This is a genomic window from Bradyrhizobium sp. ORS 86, assembly GCF_045571475.1.
In the GTDB taxonomy this organism is placed as follows: Bacteria; Pseudomonadota; Alphaproteobacteria; order Rhizobiales; family Xanthobacteraceae; genus Bradyrhizobium.
This window is the reverse complement of record NZ_CP120699.1, coordinates 2,994,092-3,015,035: the sequence shown is the minus strand read 5'-3', so window position 1 is coordinate 3,015,035 and position 20,944 is coordinate 2,994,092. Positions and strand designations below refer to the sequence as shown.

Genomic DNA, 20,944 nt, shown 5'->3' with positions numbered 1-20,944 from the left:
GCAGATGACGGACCTCGACGCCACGGAATCGGGACGAATAAGCCTTGCTGAATCGGATTCCCGGTTGCAACATCCGGTCACGCACCCTGCGGGGGGGACCATGAAATCGATCGCTCACGCCGCTCCGGCCGTTGACGTTCAAGCAGCCCCGAAGGCTCACGCCCGCAACGTCGCACTGGACCGTGCGCGCACATTCCTGACCCTGGTCGTGCTGCTGCATCATTCGGTGATCCCCTACACCTATTTCGGGCACACTGATCCCACCTCGTGGATCGGCTTCGACTGTGTGGTGCTCGCCACCGACAGCTTCTTCATGGCGATGTTCTTCTTCCTCTCGGGGCTGTTCGTCTGGCCCGGGCTTGGCCACAAGCCGCTGCCCATCTTCCTGCGGGACCGCCTGTTGCGGCTCGGCCTGCCCTTCGTGATCTGCGCCGTTACCGTGATCCCGCTCGCCTACTACGCGATTGCGCTGCGCGAGACGCCGACGTTGAGCTTCTCGGAGTTCTGGTGGAAGACGGTGACGGTCGGCCCCTGGCCAAGCGGCCCGATCTGGTTCGTCTGGGTGCTACTGGCCTTCGACGTCACCGCGAGCCTGCTCTACCGGGTGTCGCCGCGCCTGCTCGATCCGATCAACCGGCTGTCGCAGCAGGCATTCGATCGTCCCGCAACGTTCTGGCTGTTCATCGTCGGGGCCAGCATCGTCGTCTACCTGCCGATGCTGGTCTATTACGGCCAGAACCGCTGGTTCGAGTTCGGACCGTTTTCCGTGCAGGCCAGCCGCGTGCTGCTCTATGCGGCCTATTTCTTCATCGGAGCAGGCATCGGTGCGGCAAACTTCGAACGCGGGGTGCTCAGCGCGAACGGACGGCTGACCACGATGCCCTGGCTCTGGGCGATCGTCACCCTGGTCCCCTACGCCGGAATGTGGGTGATGATCTACATCAAGCGTGCAATCATCGGCAATCCCGATCCGCTGCCCGGCTGGTACCTCGCATTCTACGGCATCTTCTTCGTGCTGTTCAGCGCGTCGATCATGTTCGCGATCCTCGGCTACTTCCTGCATTCGAAGGCGGCGGGACCGACGTTGCTCGACCGCATGCAGGGCGACGCCTATGGCATGTTCCTGGTGCACTATCCGATCGTGCTATGGCTGCAATACTGGCTGTTCGACTTCGACCTGCCGGCGATCGCAAAGGCCGCCATCGCGTTCTTCGCCACGGTGGCGCTGAGTTGGGCCGCCACGGCGGCGCTGCGCAAGCTGCCGGGCGCCAAGCACGTGCTGTAGCTTTAAGCCGCAATCTCGCTCGGGGCCTCACTTGCGCGGCCGCGCTCTAGCCGTGGCGCGGCCGCAGCGCGGTGATCCCGAGCGATCAGGATGTAGAAGGTCGGCAGCACGAACAGGGTGAACAGCGTGCCGACCAGCATCCCCATCACGACGACGATGCCGATAGCAAAGCGGCTCGCCGCGCCTGCGCCGTCGGCATAGAGCAGTGGCGCAAGCCCTGCCACCATCGCGGCGGTCGTCATCAGCACCGGCCGCATCCGCACGGCCGCGGCCTTCCGGATCGCCGCGACCCGATCGAGCCCTTCGTGATGCTGGATCTCGTTGGCGAAGCTCACCATCAGGATGCCGTGCTTGGAGATCAGGCCTATCAGCGTGACGAGGCCGATCTGGGTGTAGATGTTCAGCGTGGTGAAGCCGAAATACAGCGGTAACAGCGCGCCGCAGACCGCCAGCGGCACCGTGACCATGATCACCAGCGGATCGCGGAAGCTTTCGAACTGCGCCGCCAGCACCAGGAAGATCACGATCAGCGCCATGCCGAACGTCACGATCAGGCGGTTGCCCTCTTGGACATACTGCCGGCTGTCCGACAGCCAGTCGATGGTCATGCCCGGCGACAGCTTCTGCGCCTCCATGAATGAGACCGCCTGCCCCATGGTCACGCCGGGCTTGAGCACCGCCGAGATCGTCGCCGCGTTCATCTGGTTGAACTGCGGCAGGCGGTTCGGCTCGGGGCTGATATTGACCTTGATTACCGTCGACAGAGGGAACATCTGCCCCGACTTCGAACGCACAAGGAACCTTCCGAGATTCTCCGGCGTGACACGGTCGGACTTGCGCACCTGCGGGATCACCGCATAGGAGCGTTCGAAGAAATTGAAGCGGTTGACGTAGTTCTCACCCACCAGCACGGCCAGCGTGTCCGCGATGGTCTGCATGCTGACGCCGGCTTCCGCGGCCTTGGCATGATCGATAGTGATCCTGGCCGTCGGGCTGTCGAATGCCAGGTCGCTGTCGACAAAGGCGAACAGCCCGCTCTTCCAGGCCGCCTGCTTCAGGGTTTCGACCTCCTGATAGATGCTGGCGAAATCGGCGGCCGAGCGTACCACCATCTGGAACGGCAGGCCGCCGGTGGCCGCGGGCAGCGCGGCCGGCTGGAACGGCGTCACCGTCGCGCCCAGCACGCCGTGCGACATGCCGTAGAGCTGGTTCTGGATGTCGTTCGCCGAGCGCTTGCGCTTGTCCCAGTCAGTCAGCGTGATGCCGCCGAAAGCGTGGTTCTGGCCGTCGGTGCCGTTCAGGACGAAGCTCGCGTGATACTCGGGGAATGAACGATAGATCTTCTCGATCTCGCCGGTATATCGCGTCGTGTAGTCCACGCTGGCATATTGCGGCGCCCTCAGCACGGTGAACACGTAGCCCTGGTCCTCCGACGGGGCGAGCTCGCGTTGACTGCCCAGGAACAGCACCACGATCGCCCCCAGCACGCAGGCCGCGACCAGCAGCACCGCGGCGCGCATCCTGAGCGTCGCGGCCAGCAGCCGGCTGTAACCGCGCGACAGCTTCGCGAACTTGTGCTCGACAAAGCGGGCAAACCGGCCATGCGAGGTCGCCTCTCCGAGAAGCTGCGCGCTCATCATCGGCGACAGGGTGAGAGCGACCACGCCCGACACGACGACCGAGCCGGCCAGCGTGAAGGCGAATTCGCGGAACAGGCTTCCGGTCAGCCCGCCCATCAGGCCGATCGGCGCATAGACCGCGGCCAGCGTGATCGTCATCGCGATCACGGGACCGACGATCTCGCGCGCGCCGATCAGGGCCGCTTCGCCGGGGCTCAAGCCCTCCTCGATGTGACGATGGATGTTCTCGACGACGACGATGGCGTCGTCGACCACGAGCCCGATCGCCAGCACCATGGCGAGCAGGGTCAACAGGTTGATGGAGAAGCCGAGCCCAAGCATCATCGCGGCGGTGCCGACCAGCGACAGCGGCACGGTGACCACAGGGATCAACACCGAGCGGAACGATCCCAGGAACAGCAGGATGACGACGACAACGATCACGATCGCCTCGATCAGCGAGCGCTGCACCTCGTTGATCGACGCCTTGACGAAATGCACGATGTTGAAGACGTCGGCGATCTTGAGCCCTGGCGGCGCCACCCGGTTCAGGTCCTCGATCACCTTGGTGGTGGCGGCGACGATCTCCAGCGGGTTGCCGTCCGGCGTCGGCTGCACCGCGATGTAGACGGTCGGCTTGCCGCTGTCGCGGGCATTGGTGTCGTAGTTCTCGCCGCCGATCTCCAGCGTCGCGACATCGCCGAGCCGCACCAGGCCGCCGCTGGCCGTGCTGGTCTTGATCACCATCCTGCGGAAATCGTCGAGATTCCTAAGATCGGTCGCCGCGGTGATGTTGGTGACGGTCATCTCGCCGCGCAGCCGTCCCGGCGCCGCCTGGACGTTGTTGGCCCGCAAGGCCGCGGCGACATCGCCGGCGGTCAAGCCGCGTGCGGCCAGCTTGAACGGATCGATCCACACCCGCATCGCCAGCGGCGAGCCGCCCGAGGTGTCGGCCGACGCCACGCCCGGCACCGAGGTCAACAGCGGCTGCGCCACCCGGGTCGCGAAGTCGGTGATCTCCGACGGCGTCAGCGTGTCGCTGCTGAAGGCGATGTACTGCACGGCCGATGCACCGTCGGTGATCTTGGTGATCACGGGATCGAACACGCCGGCCGGCATGCGGTACTTGACCTGCTGCACCTTGGCGAGCACCTCGGTCATGGCGCGGTCGGCATTGGCGTTGAGCACCAGCTTGGCCTTGATCGAGCTCAAGCCCAGCGTCGAATTCGACGTCATGTACTCGATGCCGTTGGCGGTCGCGATCGACTGCGCGATCACCGAGGTGACGAAGCCCTGCATCACATCCTGGGTCGCGCCGGGAAAGGAGACATCCACCTGGATGGTAGCGCTTTCCATGCTGGGATATTGGCGTACCGGCAGCGACAGCATCGCCGCGGAGCCGATCAGGAGAATCAGCAGGCTGACGACGGTCGCAAGAATCGGCCGGCGGATGAAGACGTCGGTGAAATGCATGATGATTGCCTCGGCTGCGTCAACCGGCGTTAGCGCGCCTGCTTCGGCGCATCGACCATCGTCATCTGAACGGTCGCGCCGGGCATGACGCGAAGCTGACCCGCGGTGACGATATGGTCGCCGGGCGACAGCCCCTGCTCCACCACGACGCGCTCACCGATGCGTTGCCCGGTCTTCACGGCGACGCCGACGGCCCTGTTGTCGCGCACCACGAGCACGCTCTCGCCGGATGCGCTGGTCTGGATCGCGGTGACCGGCACCACGATGGCGTCGAGCTGCGGCGGCAGCATGACGTTGACGGTCACGAACAAGCCCGGCCGCAGCAGCCGATCGGGATTATCGAACAGAGCCTGCACGAGGACATTGCGAGTATCCTCGGCCACCTGCGGTTCGATGGCATTGATGACAGCCTCGAACACCCGATCGGGGAAAGCATCGGTACGGATCGTCACCGCGCCTCCCACCTTCAGATTTGACAGGCGCTGCTGCGGAACGGTGAAATTGGCATAGAGCTGGTCGAGCGCGGTCAGCGTCGCGAGCGCATCGCCGGCATTGACGTATTGGCCGAGATTGACCTTGCGGAGGCCGATCTGACCCGCGAACGGCGCCCGGATCGTCATCTGCGCGATCTGCGCATCGAGCTGCTCGACCGTGGCGTCGGCCTGCTTCAGATCCTCCTGCCGCTGCTGCAACACCTCCTGGGTGACGAAGCCGGAAGGCGCGAGCCCCTGCGAACGCTTCTCCTGCAATTGTGCAAAGCGTCCCTTGGAGACCGCGACCGCGCGCGAAGCGCGCAGCGGCGCGTCATAGAGCCGCACCAGCGGCGCCCCCTCTCCGACCTCGGTGCCGGCATCGAAATTGATCGCGGTGACGCGGCCGGCCACCTCCGGCGCGAGGATCACCTGGCGCACCGCCTGCAGCGAGCCGATCGCCTCGATCGAGCGCGGCAGCGCCTCGGCGCGCACCGTCATGGCCGCCACTGGTATCGGCGGCGGATCGCCCGTGGGTTTAGCGGCGACGCCGCCACTGCGCCAGGCGAACAGCGCGGCGGCAACGGAGATCATCAGCAGTGAAGCAATGCCGAACGGCATGACGCGAGCGCGCAGCGACTCGCGCGAAAGGAATGATGCGGACGGCATTTCAAATTCCAGAACAGCAAATCCGACGGCTTCGCCGGAAGCTTGCCCGTGCAAGCCCGCGAGTGATATAGAACCTCAAGTCTAGTTGAGGTCAAGGCGGCCAGCTTGCAGGATTTCTAGAACGATGGCGCTCCCTCCTGAGCTTTCGGTCGGCGAGGTCGCGAGACGCAGCGGCGTTGCCGTGTCCACGCTTCACTTCTACGAGAGCAAGGGACTGATCGCGAGCCGGCGCACCGGCGGCAATCAGCGACGCTACATGCGCGGCGTGCTGCGGCGGATTGCGATCATCAGGATCGCGCAACGCGCCGGGATTCCGTTGGAAGAGATCAAGCAGACCTTCGCCGCAATACCGCCTGACCGTGCCCCGAGCATACGCGAATGGGAGCGCGCGATGTGCCGCTGGACCGAAACGCTGCAGCAGCGGATCGACGATCTCACCGACCTCAGAGACAAGTTGTTCAACTGCATCGGCTGCGGCTGCCTGTCGGTAACCCAATGCCCCCTGCGCAACCGCGACGACAAGCTCGCCGCCGAGGGCCCGGGCCCGCGCATCCTGATCACGGCCGCCGAACGCCGCAGGCGCAAGCGGACAGGCTGACCACCGAATCGCGACCGACAAGTTGCGCACAACCTGACGATTGACACATGTCCGCGGGTGATTCTCGGCTAAACTGGCTGGACTGCTTGACCACAGGGAGTCCTAGGATGAACGACCCTCAAATCGGATGGATCGCCGCAATCATCGTCGGGGGACTGGCCGGCTGGCTTGCCGAGATGTTCATGAAATCCGGAACGGGCATCGTGATGAACATCATTCTCGGCATCGTCGGCGCGGCGCTGGCAAACTGGCTGCTGGGGCTGCTCGGCGTGTCCCTCGGGGCGGGATGGATCAGCTATCTCGTCGCCGGCTTCATCGGCGCCTGCATCATCATCTTTGCCTGGCGTGCGATCCGCGGCGCGACCTAAGGCACGATGGGATTAGGTTGACCTGAAAACAACGTCGGAAGTCACCTCTCCCTTGGGAGAGGTGCGCTGACGCCGCCACGAGTCGATTCGATCCAAACTCATCTCGCACGGTGCGTAGCGAGTCGCACGCGACGATCAGGCCGCGGCGCCGCGCATGTAGTTCGGCAGCCAGTGCTCGAAGGCGCGGGAGAGGCTGTCGACCGCGACCGGCTGCTCGCCGGCGACGGCAACCGCGTCACCGCCGGTGGTGCCGATCCGCGCGCAGGGCACGCCCGCGCCCTTCATCTTGGCGAGCACGCGACCCGCTTCGGCCTCCGGCACGGTGACGATGTAGCGCGCCTGGTCCTCGCCGAACCAATAGGCATGCGGCACGATCGCGCTCGGAGCCGCCAGAAGCTGCGCGCCGATGCCGCTCGCGATCGCCATCTCGGCGAGCGCGATCAAAAGCCCGCCGTCGGAAACGTCATGCACCGCGGTGGCGGTGCCGGCGTGGATCATGCCGCGGACGACGTCGCCGTTGCGCTTCTCGGCGTCCAGATCGATCGGCGGCGGAGCCCCCTCCTCGCGGCCGCAGATATCGCGCAGGTAAACCGACTGGCCGAGCCAGCCATGCGTCTCGCCGACCAGCAGGATCGCCTCGCCGGCGGCCTTGAACGCCAGCGTCGCCGACTTGGTGAAGTCATCGAGCAGCCCGACGCCGCCGATCGAAGGTGTCGGCAGAATGCCGCGGCCGTTGGTCTCGTTGTAGAGCGAGACGTTGCCGGAGACGACCGGGAAGTCCAGCGCGCGGCAGGCGTCCGAAATGCCCTTCAGGCAGCCGACAAACTGGCCCATGATCTCGGGCCGCTCCGGATTGCCGAAATTGAGGTTGTCGGTGATGGCGAGCGGGCGGCCGCCGACCGCGGTGATGTTGCGCCAGGCTTCGGCCACCGCCTGCTTGCCGCCCTCGAACGGATCGGCCTCGCAGTAGCGCGGCGTGACGTCGACGGTAAGCGCAAGGCCCTTCGGCCCCTCCTGCACGCGGATGACGGCGGCGTCGCCGCCCGGCCGCTGCACGGTGTTGCCGAGAATGACGTGGTCGTACTGTTCCCACACCCAGCGCTTCGAGCAGAGCTCGGGCGTGCCGATCAGCTTTTCCAAAGCCTGCCCGATGCCGAGCGGCGGCTTCACGTCCTGCGCACGGATCACCGGCAGCGCGGTCGAGGCGACGTGCGGACGGTCATAGACCGGGGCCTCGTCCCCGAGCTCCTTGATCGGCAGGTCGGCCATCACGTCGCCGCCGTGCTTGACGATGAAACGCTTGCTCGGCGTGGTGTAGCCGACGATGGCGAAGTCGAGCCCCCATTTGCGGAAGATCGCCTCGGCCTGTTTTTCCTTCTCGGGCTTGAGCACCATGAGCATGCGCTCCTGGCTCTCCGAGAGCATCATCTCATAGGCGCTCATGCCGGTCTCGCGGGTTGGCACCGCGTTGAGATCGAGCTCGATGCCGAGATCGCCCTTGGCGCCCATCTCGACCGCCGAACAGGTCAGCCCCGCCGCGCCCATGTCCTGGATCGCGATCACGCAGCCCTGCTCCATGATCTCGAGGCAGGCCTCCAGCAGCAGCTTCTCGGCGAAGGGATCGCCGACCTGCACGGTCGGGCGCTTCTCCTCGGAGGCGTCGTCGAATTCGGCCGAGGCCATCGAGGCGCCGTGGATGCCGTCGCGGCCGGTCTTGGAGCCGAGATAGACGATCGGCATGTTCACGCCGGAGGCCGCCGCGTAGAAGATCTTGTCGGCGTCGGCCAGCCCGACCGCCATCGCGTTGACCAGGATGTTGCCGTCATAGCGGGTGTGGAAGCGCACCTGGCCGCCGACCGTCGGCACGCCGAACGAATTGCCGTAGCCCCCGACGCCCGCGACCACGCCGGATACGAGGTGCCGGGTCTTGGGATGCTCGGGCGCGCCGAAGCTCAAGGCGTTGAGGCAGGCGATCGGGCGCGCGCCCATGGTGAAGACATCGCGCAGGATGCCGCCGACGCCGGTGGTCGCGCCCTGATACGGCTCGATGTAGCTCGGATGGTTGTGGCTCTCCATCTTGAAGACCACCGCCTGGCCGTCGCCGATATCGATCACGCCAGCGTTCTCGCCGGGGCCCTGGATCACCCAGGGCGCCTTGGTCGGCAGCCCGCGCAGATGGATGCGCGAGGACTTGTACGAGCAGTGCTCGTTCCACATCGCCGAGAAGATGCCGAGCTCGGTGAAGGTCGGGACCCGCCCAATCAGCTTCAGGATGCGCTCATACTCGTCCGGCTTCAGCCCGTGGGCGGCCACGAGTTCGGGGGTGATCTTGGGCTCGTTCTTGGGCTCGTTCATGGGTCCCTTAATAGGTAGATCGAACGGGGGCGAAAAGGCCTTTTACGAGGCATTTCCGGCCTGTCCAGAGCTTTGCGGCGGGTGGCCGCGGGTCGCGGGATTTGCACATCGCGGATGGATCGGATTTAAGGACCGAAACCCGATAATTGAAGGTCCGGATTTCGTGAACGAGCTCGCCAAGACCGCAATAGAGACTGCATTCAACCGCCGCCCCGATCTGCACGTCGAAACCGGGGGCGAATTCGCCGGCTGGCGGACCTGGACTCGCGACAATTTCGAGACCCATACCGGTCCCTTCTACCACCGCATGAACGAAAACGGCGTCATCACCTGTGCGTTCCGGGTCGGAAAAAAGCACCTCAACGGCTCCGGCAACGTCCACGGCGGCTGCTTCATGACCTTTGCGGACTACTGCCTGTTCGCGCTCGCCGCCCCGGTGCTCCAGGGCCCCGGCGTCACGGTGTCGTTCTCCTCGGAATTCCTCGACGCGGCCCGCGAAGGAGAGCTGATCGAATGCACCGGCGAAGTCACCCGCGCCGGCGGGTCGCTGATCTTCGTGCGTGGAATGCTGACATCCGCCGAGCGGCCGCTGTTCACCTTCTCCGGCACGATCAAGCGGGTGAAGCGCAAGGCGCCGGCGGAGGCCGTAGCTCCTGCCGAACAATAAGATCCGAGACGTGAAATCGGCGACGCCCGACCGGGAGCGGCCGGTCGTTCAGGCTGCCTACCGGCTCGAGTTCATTCCGGGCGAAGTCCCGCCTTGCGCAAGCCTTCTGCAATCCGAACCCGCTGCGCGAGACAGGTCAGATGATCGGTTGGCGAACTGGCGTGGAATTGGGCGATGCTGAAATCCGGAGCGAGGATGAGGCCCGCCCGCAAATAGGCCTGCGCTTCCTCGATCTGACCGAGATGGGCCAACGCGGCGGCAAGATAGAAATTGACGAACGGAGCAATATTCCGGTTGGCCTCGATTGAGCGTTTGAACCAGTGAACGGCCGCCTCATCGGCTCCAAGATACGACTGTGCGACACCAGCCGTATTCATCCAGGAAAAGGCCCTGTTGTCGCGCGGCGAGAGCCGAAAAGCTTCCATGACATACGCTTCGGTCTCCTCCGCGCAGCCCAAATTGCACTTGCCGAGTCCGATCCACGCATAAGCGGTGGCCAGATTCCGATCGAGCGCCAAAGACCGCTCACATTCGGCAATACCCTGAGCGGCGCGTTTGGTGAAAATCTGGACGACACCCATCAGGCAATGTGCCATCGCGTGATTGGGCGTTTTGGCAAGTATCCTGTCCAAGGACGCTTCGACCATCCGCAGGGGCGCCGTCCGATCGATCAGCATGGACGTCGCCCGCATAGTATCGACGAATGCCATGGCGACCATCGCATCAAGGTTCGTCGGGTCCAGGTCGAGAGCTTGTTCGAAGAAACGTCGCGCCTGCACCAGGTTACTAGGGTCCGATCCGCGGTTCACGCTCGCCATGCCCTGGAAATACTGGTCCATCGAGTCGGCGCACGGTGCCCGCGCCGCGCGTCGCGCCTCCACCGTGACCAGCTCCGTGCCCAATTGATTGGCGAGACGGGCTCCGATCTCATCCTGCATGTCGAACAGGTCGGCGATCGGCTTGTCGAAACGTTCGGCCCAAAGTTGGTTGCCGGTCTCGGTGTCGATGAGCTGGACGTTGATGCGTATCCGGCTCCCGCCTCGCTGCACTGATCCCTGGAGAACATAGCGAACGCCAAGCTCGCCACGGATCAGCTTCAGATCGACGTAGGTTCCCTTGAATGTGAAGGCGGTGTTGCGACCGATCACGAAAATGCCGGCCATCCGCGACAAATCCGTGGTCAGGCTCTCCGTCACACCGTCGACGAAATAGTCCTGCTCGGGATCGGGGCTCAAATTGGCGAACGGCAGAACGATGAGCGACGGCTTGCCCGAGATCACGCTCGGCAGGCCACCCGGTGTCGCCGTCGTCGGCCCCGGCGTTTCGCGTACGGCGGCGATGAAGCGGACACCTTTGCGCGGGAAAGTCCTGATGACGCGTTGCTCGTCGCCGGAATCGCCGACCGCCCTCCGCACCGAGTTCAGGCGCGTGGTCAACGCCACGTCCGAGACGGCGCGACCTTGCCAGATGGTGTTGATCAGGTCGTCCTTGCTGACGACGCGCTCCCGGTGGCCGATCAGATACTCAAGCAGGTCGAATACCTGCGGCGCGATCGCGATCATCTCCTCCCCGCGCCGCAGTTCGCGCTGGTCGGTGTCGAGCGAAAGGTCTTCAAAGAAATAGCGCAAGCCACTCCCCCGCGAGCGCGGTTCATCGTCAAAATCCCTGCGCCGCGCGCGAAAGGATAAACTGCCGATAAGGAAAAAGTAAGCCGGCGGCCAAGTCCGGCCGCCGCCGACATGCTACACCAAACGCAAAAGCCGCGCGGATACTCGAGATGGATCGGGAGAGAGAGGTGATGATCACGCGTCGCGACCTACTGAGCGTGTCGGCCGCCGGTGCCGCGATCTCGACCGCGTGCCTCGTGCCGCGCGCGTTCGCGCAGCCGCTCGCAAAGACTGTGCACATTCTGACCGGCTTTACGCCCGGGCTGCAGGATGCGCTGGCGCGGCTCGTTGCCGGTCAGATGAACGACTATGCCGAAACGATCGTGGTGGAGACCCGGCCCGGCGCGGCCGGTCGTGTCGCAGTAGAGGCGGTGAAAAGCGCCGACCCCGACGGATCGACCATACTGTTTGCTCCACTCGGCTTCATGATGCTGTTTCCGCACGTCTACAAGACGTTGAGATATCAGCCGCGGGATTTCACGCCCGTGTCGACCGTGGCCTCGACCCCGACACTGCTCACCGTCGGTCCGAAGGTCCCCGTGGACGTCACGACGGTCGCGGAGTTTGTCGCATGGTGCCGCGCCAACCCTAAGTCCGCCACCTACGGGACCGCTGGCGCAGGAACGACGCTGCATTTTCTTGGTGCGACGCTTGGGCGCACCGCAGGGTTCGATTTCCTTCATGTGCCCTATCAAGGCAATGGCGCCATTCAAGATCTGGTCAAGGGTGAGATTGCGTCCACGATCATGCCGGTCGGCAGCTCGCTCGGCCTAGTCCAATCCGGACATCTTCGCGCGCTGGCAACCACCGGCCCGCGCCGCTGTCCGTTCGTTCCTGCGGTGCCAACGGTTCGCGAAGCCGGGTATCCGTCGCTCGAGGACCTCACATGGTATGCGTTCTTCGTTCCGGCGAAGACGCCAGCGCCTCTCGTCGAGAAGCTCAACGCCGCGATCCAGGCGGCCATGCTCACCGACGAGGTCAAGTCCGGAATGACAAAGCTGGCCGTCGAGCCTGACGCAATCCCGATGGGTGAATTTGCCCGCCTGATCGCGGCCGAATCCGACCGGTGGAGAGCAATCGTTCAGGCAACGGGGTTCGTTCCGACCGATTGAAGTGGGGTTTGCTGCATATCGGAGGAACACATGGGCCAGGCGGTATCCGTTCACGATCTCGTACAGTCGCATCGCATCACCGCAGTGATCTATGCAGCGGCGAAACTCAATCTTGCCGAGGCCATCGGTGCTGATGTCAAATCGGCGGCCGAACTCGCCACACTGGTCGATGCTGACGAGAGCGCGTTGCGCAGGCTGCTCGTCGGCCTGACGACAGTTGGCCTCTGCACGCAATTCGACCGGGACCGGTTTGCCATGACCAGCCTCGGCCGCCAGATCGACGCGACCGCCGATCCGTCATTCAAGGATTGGGTTCTCTTCGAAGGCGAGATGCTCCTGCAGTCCTGGAGCGGATTGGTCGATTCGGTTCGCACCGGAAGGACCGCAACCCAACTGCGCGGAGACGGCGATGATCGCTATGCTGCGACAATCAATGCACCGGAGTGGACGCGTCTCTTCAACGCTGCGATGGTCAGTCTGACGCGGACCCTCGTTCCCAAAATCGTAGCAGCCCACGATTTCGCATCGGCGCGCGTCGTCATGGACGTCGGCGGCGGCACCGGCGAGTTGATTAGCGGCGTGCTGCACCGCAACCCGCATCTCGAGGGCATCGCCTTCGATCTTGCACGCTGCGAAGCAGGGGCACATGCGCATTTGGATCGACTTGGTCTCGCCGATCGCTGCCGGTTCGTTGCCGGCAGCTTTTTTCAACCGCTTCCCGCCGGCGCCGACACGATCCTGATGAAGAGCATTCTGCACAATTGGAATGACGATCGTTGCGATGTCATTCTGCGCAATTGCAGCGACGCGCTGCCGGCTGGTGGATCGTTGATCGTGATCGAGCGGATCATGCCGGAGCTTGCCAAGGCAGAGGCCGGGGACCTCTACTGCGCTCTGAGCGACCTCAACATGCTACGGGGCCCCGGCGGCTGCGAGCGGACGGAAGCCGAGTACCGCGAATTGGCCGTCTTGGCCGGCTTCGCTTTCATCGAGACCGCCGGAATCGGTTCGTTCAGCTTGATCCACTTCAGAAAAATTTCCGATTGAGGAGGCCATCTCCTATTGTGGCGGAGGATGCCGCGTCTCCGACCAGACGCTCGCTTCGGATTAAACTGACATGCCATCACGAGCCCGGTATTCGCGTCTGGGTCAATCGCCCTAGCCTTCCGGCCCGCCGCCGCGCTACATTTGCGTTTCGCGCGCCAATGCGCGGGGGAGCCAATCAAGGTGCCGAAGAGCACAGCGAAGACGGGTGGCGTCACGGCTCCCGTGCAAACGTCCACTGCATCCACGACAGCACCCTCCGTGCGCGGCTGGCGCGACTACGTGCTGCTGCTGGCGCTCGCCTGCTGCTGGAGCTCGACCTACCCGCTGACCAAGATCGCGCTCGGCTCGATCCCACCGGTCACCTTCATCTCGGCCCGCTCGCTGGTCGCCGCGCTCTTTCTTCTCGTCGTGCTGCGCATTCGCGGCATCCGCATCCCGACCGACCTGAAGGCCTGGAAGCTGTTCGCGTTCCAGCAGACCATCAACTCCACGATCCCGTTCCTGGTGATCACCTGGGCGCAGCAATTCGTGCAGGCATCACACACCGTCGTGCTGGCGTCGACGACGCCGATCTTCGCCTTCCTCATCACATGGGCAATCACGCGGCATGAGCCGGCCTCGCTCATCAAGCTGCTAGGGGCGACCCTCGGCCTCGCCGGCACGGTCGCGATCATCGGTCTCGATGCGCTTAGCGGCTTCGGCAAGGAGATCGCCGCCGAGATCGCGATCCTGCTCGCCACGGTCTCATTTGCCTGTGCCACGATCTTCGGCCTGCGCCTGTCGGACTACGATCCGATGGTGGTCGCGGCCGGCTCGCTGCTGTTCGGTGGCACAGTGCTGCTGCCGCTCGCATTGATGCTCGAACATCCCTGGACGCTGCATCCGACGCCGCAGGCGCTGGTCGCCACCGTCACCATGGGCATCTTCTCGAGTGCGCTCGGCCTGATGCTGTTCTACATGTGCCTGACGCGGCTCGGCACACTCGCCACCAACGCGCAGGCCTATCTGCGCATCCCGATCGGCGTGGCGCTCTCGGTGGTGTTGATTGGGGAATCCGTGCCGTCCAATCTCGCACTTGGCCTAGTGCTCGTGATGGCCGGCGTCGCCGCGATGACAGTGCCGGCCGACACGCTGAAGCGTGCGCTCAGTCGGTTGTGGTGATGAAGCAGATGGCTATTTCTCATTGCTGGCCGGCAGCATGCGGCGAGAAAGCGCGGTGAACCTTACGCGGCCTTCTCGTGATGCTGGACCAGCCCTGCGAACAGGCCGCGGCCGTCGGTGCAGCCCATGATCTCTTCGACGTGGTTCTCGGGGTGCGGCATCATCCCGAGCACATTGCCGCGCTCGTTGACGATGCCGGCGATCGAATGCGCCGCGCCGTTGAAATTGGAGGCCTCGTCGACCACGCCCTCCGGCGAGCAGTAGCGATAGAGCACCCGCCCCTCGCCTTCGAGACGCTTCAGCGTCTCCTCGTCCGCCTCGTAATTACCCTCACCATGGGCGACCGGCACGCGGATCACCTGGCCGGCATTGTAGCCTCGGGTGAACGGCGTATCGGAGCGCTCGACCCGCATATGCGCGTCACGACAGACGAACTTCAGTTCGGCATTGCGCATCAACACGCCCGGCAGCAGGCCGGACTCGCAGAGGATCTGGAAACCGTTGCAGACGCCGAGCACGAGGCCGCCCTTGGCGGCGAAGTCGCGCACCGCGTCCATCACGGGCGCGCGCGCCGCGATCGCGCCACAGCGCAGGTAATCGCCGTAGGAGAAGCCCCCGGGCACCACCACGAGATCGGTGCCTTTGGGCAGCGAGGTCTCGGCGTGCCAGACCATCGCGGTCTCGTTGCCGGAGGCGAGCTTGAGCGCGCGCGCCATGTCGCGCTCGCGGTTGATACCGGGGAAGACGAGGACGGCTGATTTCATGAGGTCACCGGGTTTTAGGCGCTAGAGCAAGCATAACTGCGGCCGCAAACTTTGCGTAATTGTCATTGCTGGCCTTCTCGTCGCGTGCCGAGCTGATCAGGCTGGCCGAGGCGCGTGTACCAAACAGCAAACCATTGACTTGATACTCGCTGGTGCCGTCGGGTGTCACCGTCAGGCGTCGAGCCCGGTACATCCGCGGCACCGCCGTGCCTTTGGCGCCATCGACGCCGAGTAGCGTGATCCGCTGTCCTGGCTTCCGCTGCTCCAGCGCCTTGATGATCTGGTCCTGGCTTTCACGGAACTGTTGCAGGGTCATCGGATTTTTGGCGGCATAGAGCCGATAGGTCACCTTGGAGCCCGCACCGCAGCTCGGCTGCTCGCAATGGAAGATGTGCACATCGGAGCCGCCGTGCTGATAACTCCACCCGTTGACCGAAACCGGCGGTGCCTGCGATCCCGCCGTTGGCGCAGGCGATGATTGAGCCGCTGCGCCGCCAATTCCACCGGCCGTGAACAGGGCGAGCAACAACGATCGGATCAAAGCGTGGTTGCGGCCGGGAATGGCGGGAGCGGCTGTTGTCATCTGGCTCGCCCGACTAGCTCAGCAATTCGACCCGGTAATTCTCGATCACAGTGTTCGCCAGCAGCTTGTCGGCGGCAGCCTTCAGCGCCGCCTCCGCTTTCGCCTTGTCGGTCGCCGCGAGCTCGATGTCGAACACCTTGCCCTGGCGCACGCTGGCGACACCGTCGACGCCGAGCGATTTCAGCGCGCCCTCGATCGCCTTGCCCTGCGGATCGAGGATGCCCGACTTCAACGTCACAGTCACACGTGCCTTCACGATCGCCCCTTTAGCTTTTCACCAGTACCGGGCCGGTCCCGGCCGGCCGCTCGTTTTCCATGAGAATACCGAGCCGCTTGGCGACCTCGGTATAGGCCTCGAGCAAGCCGCCCAAATCGCGACGGAAGCGGTCCTTGTCCAGCTTCTCGTTCGACTTGATGTCCCACAGCCGGCAGGAGTCCGGCGAGATCTCGTCGGCGACGATGATTCGCATCATCTCGTTCTCGAACAGCCGCCCGCATTCCATCTTGAAGTCGACCAAGCGGATGCCGATGCCGAGGAAGAGGCCGGTCAGGAAGTCGTTGACGCGGATGGCGAGCGCCATGATGTCGTCGATCTCCTGCGGCGTGGCCCAGCCGAAGGCAGTGATGTGCTCTTCCGACACCATGGGGTCGTTGAGCTGGTCGTTCTTGTAATAGAACTCGATGATCGAGCGCGGGAGCTGGGTGCCCTCCTCGATCCCGAGCCGCTGCGACAGCGAGCCGGCGGCGACGTTCCGCACCACAACCTCGAGCGGCACGATCTCGACCTCGCGAATCAACTGCTCGCGCATATTGAGGCGGCGGATGAAGTGGGTCGGCACCCCGATGTCGTTGAGGTGCTGAAACAGGTACTCCGAGATCCGGTTGTTGAGGACGCCCTTGCCCTCGATCACCTGGTGTTTCTTGGCATTGAACGCAGTCGCGTCGTCCTTGAAGTGCTGGATCAAGGTTCCCGGCTCGGGGCCTTCATAAAGGACCTTCGCCTTGCCTTCATAGATACGGCGTCGACGGCTCATTGGGATGTACCGTGTTTTGTTGAAATCCATGAATTTGGGTGCTCCGGATGATTTGGGGTTGCGACCCACGACGGAGCTGCCGCGGAGGCCTGGAACCTGGTACTTCAACAGGAAACAGAACAAGAACCATGCCTGCTGGCAACGTACCCGATTGGCCCATGGAGCACAATCGATACGACCCCATCGGGCTGACTTATACCGCCCTATCCTAAAGGGCCGATTCCGCCTGTTTTGCCTGCGGCTTAACGGCTCGTTGTGTTGCCGATTCCTGTTGCATATCTAGGCAGGGATCGGGGCTATCGCAACGAGCTGCGGCCCACCATTGAGCAGGGATTGGAACTTCGGCCATGAGCGAATTCAACAAGCGCGAGGAAGGTTTCGAGAAGAAGTTCGCCCTCGATGAGGAGCAGAAGTTCAAGGCCGAGGCCCGCCGCAACAAGCTGCTCGGCCTGTGGGCCGCAGAAAAGCTCGGCATCACAGGCGATGCCGCCAGCACCTACGCCAAGGAGGTAGTCGCCGCCGATTTCGAGGAAGCCGGCGACCGCGACGTCCTGCACAAGGTGTTGAAGGATCTCACCGCCAAGGGCAATGCCGTCACCGAGGCCGATATCCGGGCCAAGATGGACGAGCTGTTGATCCAGGCGGTGGCCCAGGTGAAGGCGGGAACGTGATATCTCGCGAATAGGACGTAGCGAGTAGCGAATTGAGCCATTCCGTTCGCTATTCGCCGTTCACCATTCGCTTCCTGCTACTTCGCTTCGTTGAAAATTCCGCGCGGATGATATCGAGCAGACGGCGCGACGCGGCGCTGAGGAAGCCGCCATGCCGCGTCACCGCGACAACCTCGTGGCTTGCGCTGAGATTGCCGACGCGGATCGTCGCGATCGTCGCCGCGCGCAGCTCCTCCGCCGCATTGCTTTGCGACAATAGCGCGATGCCGAGCCCGGCCTCGACCAGCCGCTTCTGGGCGGTGAGGCTGTCGACCGGCGTCCAGTCGACCTCGCCGAGCCCGTGTGTCAGGAACAGCGCGAACACGTGCGAGGCGGTGATTTCGCGCCGTCCCGGCACCTCGGGGAAGGCGATCCAGCGCTCGTTCCTGAGATCGGCGAGCTTGCTGACACGGCGCCCGGCCAGCGGATGGTCCGGCGCGCAGACCACCTGAAGCGGCTCGGCGAACAACACCTCGCAGTCGAGATCGCGCGAGCGGTCACGATCGTAGCGCAGCCCGATCGTCGCCTCGCCGCGCCGGATCAGATCGCTGACCTCGGCGCTGGTCGCGGTTCGCAACGTCAGCGCGACATCCGAATGCTGAGCGGCAAAGCGCTTCAGCACCTTGGAGAGCCGTTCGCCGGCGAGCGTGCCGGTTACCGCCAGCGCCACGGGGCCGGAATTGTCGCGCAGCAGGGCGCGCACCGCGTTCTCGGCGTCCTGCGCCGCCGCCACCGCGCGCTCGGCATAGGGCACCATCACCCGCCCGGCATCGCTCAGCCGCGTCTTGCCCGCGATCCGCTCGAACAAGGGAACGCCCAGCTCCTGCTCGAGCAGCGCGATGCGCCTTGAGATCGCCGGCTGCGACCGGTGCAGCGCCTTGGCGGCGTTCGAGATCCCGCCGCGCCGATGCACCACCAGGAACGTGTTGAGCGCGTCGCTGTCCATCTCGGCCCTCATGCAAAAAGCTGATGACATGGAGAGAAATAACAAATTTGTCTGATGGGCAAAACCGCCCTATCGCTGCTGTCAGTCGCTTTGACAACAGCAGGAGCTCACATGCGCACCCAGGCGGACAAGGCAGCACGGTTTCGCGAGCTGCATCAGCGGCCCGGCGCGTTCATCATTCCAAATCCATGGGACGCCGGCACCGCCAAGCTGCTGGCGGCGATGGGTTTCGAGGCGCTGGCGACCACGAGCCTCGGGCTCGCCAACACGCTCGGCCAGTCGACCGTCAACCTCGATGCCATCATCGAGAATTGCCGGGCGATCGCGCAGGCCACCGACCTGCCCGTCAGTGTCGATCTCGAAAATTGCGGCGCGGACATGCCAAAGCTCGCGGCCGAGGCAATCCGCTTCGCTGCGGAAGCCGGCGCGGTCGGCGGCTCGATCGAAGATTCGACCGGCGATCCGCAGCGTCCGATCTATGATTTCTCGCTTGCGGTCGAGCGGGTGCAGGCGGCGGTCGAGGCGGCGCGTGCGTTGCCGTTCCCGTTCACGCTGACCGCGCGGGCCGAGAACCTTCTCCACGGCCGCAAGGATCTCGACGATACCATCAAGCGGCTGCAGGCCTTTGAGGCGGCCGGCGCGGACGTGTTGTATTCACCGGGCCTCTACGACCTCGCCACCATCAAGACCGTGGTCTCGGCCCTGAAGAAGCCGTTCAACCTCGTGATGGGCTTCGCCGATCCGACGCTGACCGTCGAGCAACTCGCCACCGCCGGCGTCAAGCGCATCAGCGTCGGCGGCGCGATGGAACGCCACGCGCTGGCTGCGTTCCTGCACTGCGCCCGCGAGATGAAGGACAAGGGCTCGTTCACCTATGTGCGCGACATGGCGCCGGTGAAGGACATCCGCAAGGCCTTCGCCGCCGCGACAAGCGACTAGAGCGCTTTCGAGACCTTCGGTTCTGATTCAATCAGAACCGAAGGTCTAGGGAGCGGCGAGCAGCGAACAGGCCAGTCGCTACCCGCCATTCGCTACTCGCCATCCGTTCCTCAGCCTTCCTTGAAGCCGTATTCCGGCACGTTGCCGCTGGCGCCGTAATATTTGTAGGGCAGGAACTTGCCGCTCATCGTGATCTTGACGCGATCGCCTTTCGGATTCGGCAGCCGCTCCATCACCATGTCGAAGTCGATCGCCGACATGATGCCGTCGCCGAACTCTTCCTCGATCAGCGCCTTCCAGGCCGGGCCGTTGATCATCACGAGTTCGTAGAAGCGATAGATCAGCGGGTCGGTCGGCGGCATCGGAATGCCCTGCCCGCGCATCGGCGTCTCGTTCAGCATCGCGACCTCCGACGGCGAGAGCCCGAACAGCTCGCCGGCGTTTGCTGCCTGCGGCTTGGTCAATTTCATCTGGCCGAGGATCGCGCCGGTTATCAGAACCTCCGAATAGCCGCCGATCTTTTCGCAGATGTATTTCCAGCTCCAGCCCTTGTCGCGCTTGATGTCGAGCAGTTTCTCGGTGAGGTCGGATCGTTTCATGGGTCGTCTCCCTCTGCGTTGCACTGTCCGTCCAGAGCAAGGAGCATGCCAGCAATCGGGCGCTTGCGTAGGCCAATGTCGGTAAAGATGCCCGCGACTCCGGATGAAGCGGCGCCAGCCGAGATCGATACCGCTAGAGATCGAAATTCGTCGGCAGCATGACGACGTCACGGATCGTCATGCCGCGCGGCCGCGTCAGCATGAACATCACGACATCGGCCACCTCCCTGGCGTCCAGCAGGCTTCCCGCCGCCTTGGCCTCCTCCAGCTTCTCCGCCGGCCAGTCGGCGAGCAGCGTGGTAATCACCGGTCCGGGCGAGATCGAGCCGACGCGAATGCCGTGCTTGAACACCTGGCGCCGCACGGTCTGCACGAAGCAGTTGATCGCCCATTTGGACGACGCATAGACCGGCTCCCACGGCGTCGGAAAATGCGCGGCGAGCGAGCTCGTGACGATGATGTCGCCCGTCTTGCGCGCGATCATGTGAGGCAGCACGTCGTGCACGTTCTTCATCACGACATTGACATTCAGGTTCAGCATCCGGTCGATCGCGGCGGTGTCGGCATCGACCAGGTCGCCGCCGATATAGGTCCCGGCATTGGCGTGCAGGATGTCGAGCCGGCCGGCCTTCTCCAGCACGCCCGGCAGCAGCGTCGCGCAGGCTTGCGGGTCGAGCAGGTCGACGACCAGCGGCATAGCGGCGTCGCCGTGCTTGTCGCGCAGCGCTTGCAGCGCAGTCTGGTCGCGGTCGACCATCACCACGCGTGCGCCGGCCGCCAGCATCGCTTCCGTGCTCGCCAGGCCGATGCCCGAGGCGGCCCCGGTCACGGCTGCGACTTTTCCTTCCAGCTCTCTCGCCATCGATCCACCCTGCTAA

Annotated in this window: 20 protein-coding genes; 9 read left to right on the top strand and 11 right to left on the bottom strand. The window is 64.2% G+C overall.

Annotated features, from left to right (window positions below):
• Positions 1 to 100 precede the first annotated feature (100 nt).
• Positions 101 to 1,285 carry an acyltransferase family protein gene (locus tag P6U25_RS13560; protein WP_407151671.1) on the top strand — a complete coding sequence of 395 codons (1,185 nt, stop codon included), beginning with the start codon at positions 101 to 103 and terminating at the stop codon, positions 1,283 to 1,285.
• A gap of 2 nt (positions 1,286 to 1,287) precedes the next feature.
• Here P6U25_RS13560 and P6U25_RS13555 read toward each other — a convergent pair whose 3' ends face one another.
• Entirely contained in the window at positions 1,288 to 4,377 is a 3,090-nt protein-coding gene (locus P6U25_RS13555; RefSeq protein ID WP_407151670.1) for an efflux RND transporter permease subunit, read from the bottom strand.
• Between the two features lie 29 nt (positions 4,378 to 4,406).
• Entirely contained in the window at positions 4,407 to 5,516 is a 1,110-nt protein-coding gene (locus tag P6U25_RS13550) for an efflux RND transporter periplasmic adaptor subunit (protein WP_407151669.1), read from the bottom strand.
• Between the two features lie 124 nt (positions 5,517 to 5,640).
• Between P6U25_RS13550 and soxR the strand changes: the two genes are divergently transcribed.
• Together soxR and P6U25_RS13540 are read left to right on the top strand one after the other, a co-directional pair.
• The gene (gene soxR / locus P6U25_RS13545) at positions 5,641 to 6,114 is read left to right on the top strand and encodes a redox-sensitive transcriptional activator SoxR (protein ID WP_407151668.1); all 474 of its coding nucleotides are present in this window, start codon (positions 5,641 to 5,643) and stop codon (positions 6,112 to 6,114) included.
• Positions 6,115 to 6,221: 107 nt separating this feature from the next.
• On the top strand, positions 6,222 to 6,482 hold the full coding sequence (locus P6U25_RS13540; protein ID WP_407151667.1) for a GlsB/YeaQ/YmgE family stress response membrane protein: 261 nt from the start codon (positions 6,222 to 6,224) through the stop codon (positions 6,480 to 6,482).
• A gap of 135 nt (positions 6,483 to 6,617) precedes the next feature.
• Here the strand turns inward: P6U25_RS13540 and purL are convergent, their stop codons facing one another.
• Entirely contained in the window at positions 6,618 to 8,837 is a 2,220-nt protein-coding gene (gene purL / locus P6U25_RS13535) for a phosphoribosylformylglycinamidine synthase subunit PurL (RefSeq protein ID WP_407151666.1), read from the bottom strand.
• A 163-nt stretch (positions 8,838 to 9,000) separates the two neighbouring features.
• On the opposite strand from purL, the gene P6U25_RS13530 reads away from it, so the two are divergent.
• Positions 9,001 to 9,504 carry a PaaI family thioesterase gene (locus tag P6U25_RS13530; protein WP_407151665.1) on the top strand — a complete coding sequence of 168 codons (504 nt, stop codon included), beginning with the start codon at positions 9,001 to 9,003 and terminating at the stop codon, positions 9,502 to 9,504.
• Positions 9,505 to 9,575: 71 nt separating this feature from the next.
• Here P6U25_RS13530 and P6U25_RS13525 read toward each other — a convergent pair whose 3' ends face one another.
• A complete protein-coding gene (locus P6U25_RS13525; RefSeq protein WP_407151664.1) occupies positions 9,576 to 11,132 on the bottom strand; it encodes a winged helix-turn-helix domain-containing protein in 1,557 nt (518 codons plus the stop codon).
• Between the two features lie 170 nt (positions 11,133 to 11,302).
• Between P6U25_RS13525 and P6U25_RS13520 the strand changes: the two genes are divergently transcribed.
• The 3 genes from P6U25_RS13520 to P6U25_RS13510 all read left to right on the top strand — a co-directional run bounded on the left by P6U25_RS13520 (position 11,303) and on the right by P6U25_RS13510 (position 14,491).
• Entirely contained in the window at positions 11,303 to 12,283 is a 981-nt protein-coding gene (locus P6U25_RS13520) for a Bug family tripartite tricarboxylate transporter substrate binding protein (RefSeq protein WP_407151663.1), read from the top strand.
• 30 nt (positions 12,284 to 12,313) lie between these two features.
• On the top strand, positions 12,314 to 13,330 hold the full coding sequence (locus P6U25_RS13515) for a methyltransferase (protein WP_407151662.1): 1,017 nt from the start codon (positions 12,314 to 12,316) through the stop codon (positions 13,328 to 13,330).
• 180 nt (positions 13,331 to 13,510) lie between these two features.
• Positions 13,511 to 14,491: a DMT family transporter gene (locus P6U25_RS13510; RefSeq protein WP_407151661.1), complete on the top strand. Its 981-nt coding sequence runs from the start codon at positions 13,511 to 13,513 to the stop codon at positions 14,489 to 14,491.
• 62 nt (positions 14,492 to 14,553) lie between these two features.
• Here the strand turns inward: P6U25_RS13510 and purQ are convergent, their stop codons facing one another.
• The 4 genes from purQ to purC are packed head-to-tail and all read right to left on the bottom strand — an operon-like array spanning position 14,554 to position 16,872.
• A complete protein-coding gene (purQ, locus tag P6U25_RS13505; protein ID WP_407151660.1) occupies positions 14,554 to 15,255 on the bottom strand; it encodes a phosphoribosylformylglycinamidine synthase subunit PurQ in 702 nt (233 codons plus the stop codon).
• 4 nt (positions 15,256 to 15,259) lie between these two features.
• On the bottom strand, positions 15,260 to 15,838 hold the full coding sequence (locus tag P6U25_RS13500; protein ID WP_407151659.1) for a hypothetical protein: 579 nt from the start codon (positions 15,836 to 15,838) through the stop codon (positions 15,260 to 15,262).
• A gap of 13 nt (positions 15,839 to 15,851) precedes the next feature.
• Positions 15,852 to 16,094 (bottom strand): phosphoribosylformylglycinamidine synthase subunit PurS, encoded by a 243-nt coding sequence (purS, locus tag P6U25_RS13495; RefSeq protein WP_407151658.1) that lies wholly within the window; start codon positions 16,092 to 16,094, stop codon positions 15,852 to 15,854.
• A 10-nt stretch (positions 16,095 to 16,104) separates the two neighbouring features.
• Complete coding sequence (purC, locus tag P6U25_RS13490; protein WP_171708996.1) at positions 16,105 to 16,872, bottom strand: phosphoribosylaminoimidazolesuccinocarboxamide synthase; 768 nt, start codon at positions 16,870 to 16,872, stop codon at positions 16,105 to 16,107.
• 347 nt (positions 16,873 to 17,219) lie between these two features.
• Between purC and P6U25_RS13485 the strand changes: the two genes are divergently transcribed.
• The gene (locus tag P6U25_RS13485) at positions 17,220 to 17,543 is read left to right on the top strand and encodes a DUF1476 domain-containing protein (RefSeq protein WP_407151657.1); all 324 of its coding nucleotides are present in this window, start codon (positions 17,220 to 17,222) and stop codon (positions 17,541 to 17,543) included.
• 49 nt (positions 17,544 to 17,592) lie between these two features.
• Here P6U25_RS13485 and P6U25_RS13480 read toward each other — a convergent pair whose 3' ends face one another.
• Positions 17,593 to 18,528 carry a LysR family transcriptional regulator gene (locus P6U25_RS13480; protein ID WP_407151656.1) on the bottom strand — a complete coding sequence of 312 codons (936 nt, stop codon included), beginning with the start codon at positions 18,526 to 18,528 and terminating at the stop codon, positions 17,593 to 17,595.
• Positions 18,529 to 18,639: 111 nt separating this feature from the next.
• Between P6U25_RS13480 and P6U25_RS13475 the strand changes: the two genes are divergently transcribed.
• Positions 18,640 to 19,467 (top strand): oxaloacetate decarboxylase, encoded by an 828-nt coding sequence (locus P6U25_RS13475; RefSeq protein WP_407151655.1) that lies wholly within the window; start codon positions 18,640 to 18,642, stop codon positions 19,465 to 19,467.
• A 110-nt stretch (positions 19,468 to 19,577) separates the two neighbouring features.
• On the opposite strand, the gene cynS is transcribed toward P6U25_RS13475, so the two are convergent.
• Positions 19,578 to 20,066 (bottom strand): cyanase, encoded by a 489-nt coding sequence (gene cynS, locus P6U25_RS13470; RefSeq protein WP_407151654.1) that lies wholly within the window; start codon positions 20,064 to 20,066, stop codon positions 19,578 to 19,580.
• 133 nt (positions 20,067 to 20,199) lie between these two features.
• Entirely contained in the window at positions 20,200 to 20,928 is a 729-nt protein-coding gene (locus P6U25_RS13465; RefSeq protein ID WP_407151653.1) for an SDR family oxidoreductase, read from the bottom strand.
• Between the last annotated feature and the right edge of the window lie 16 nt (positions 20,929 to 20,944).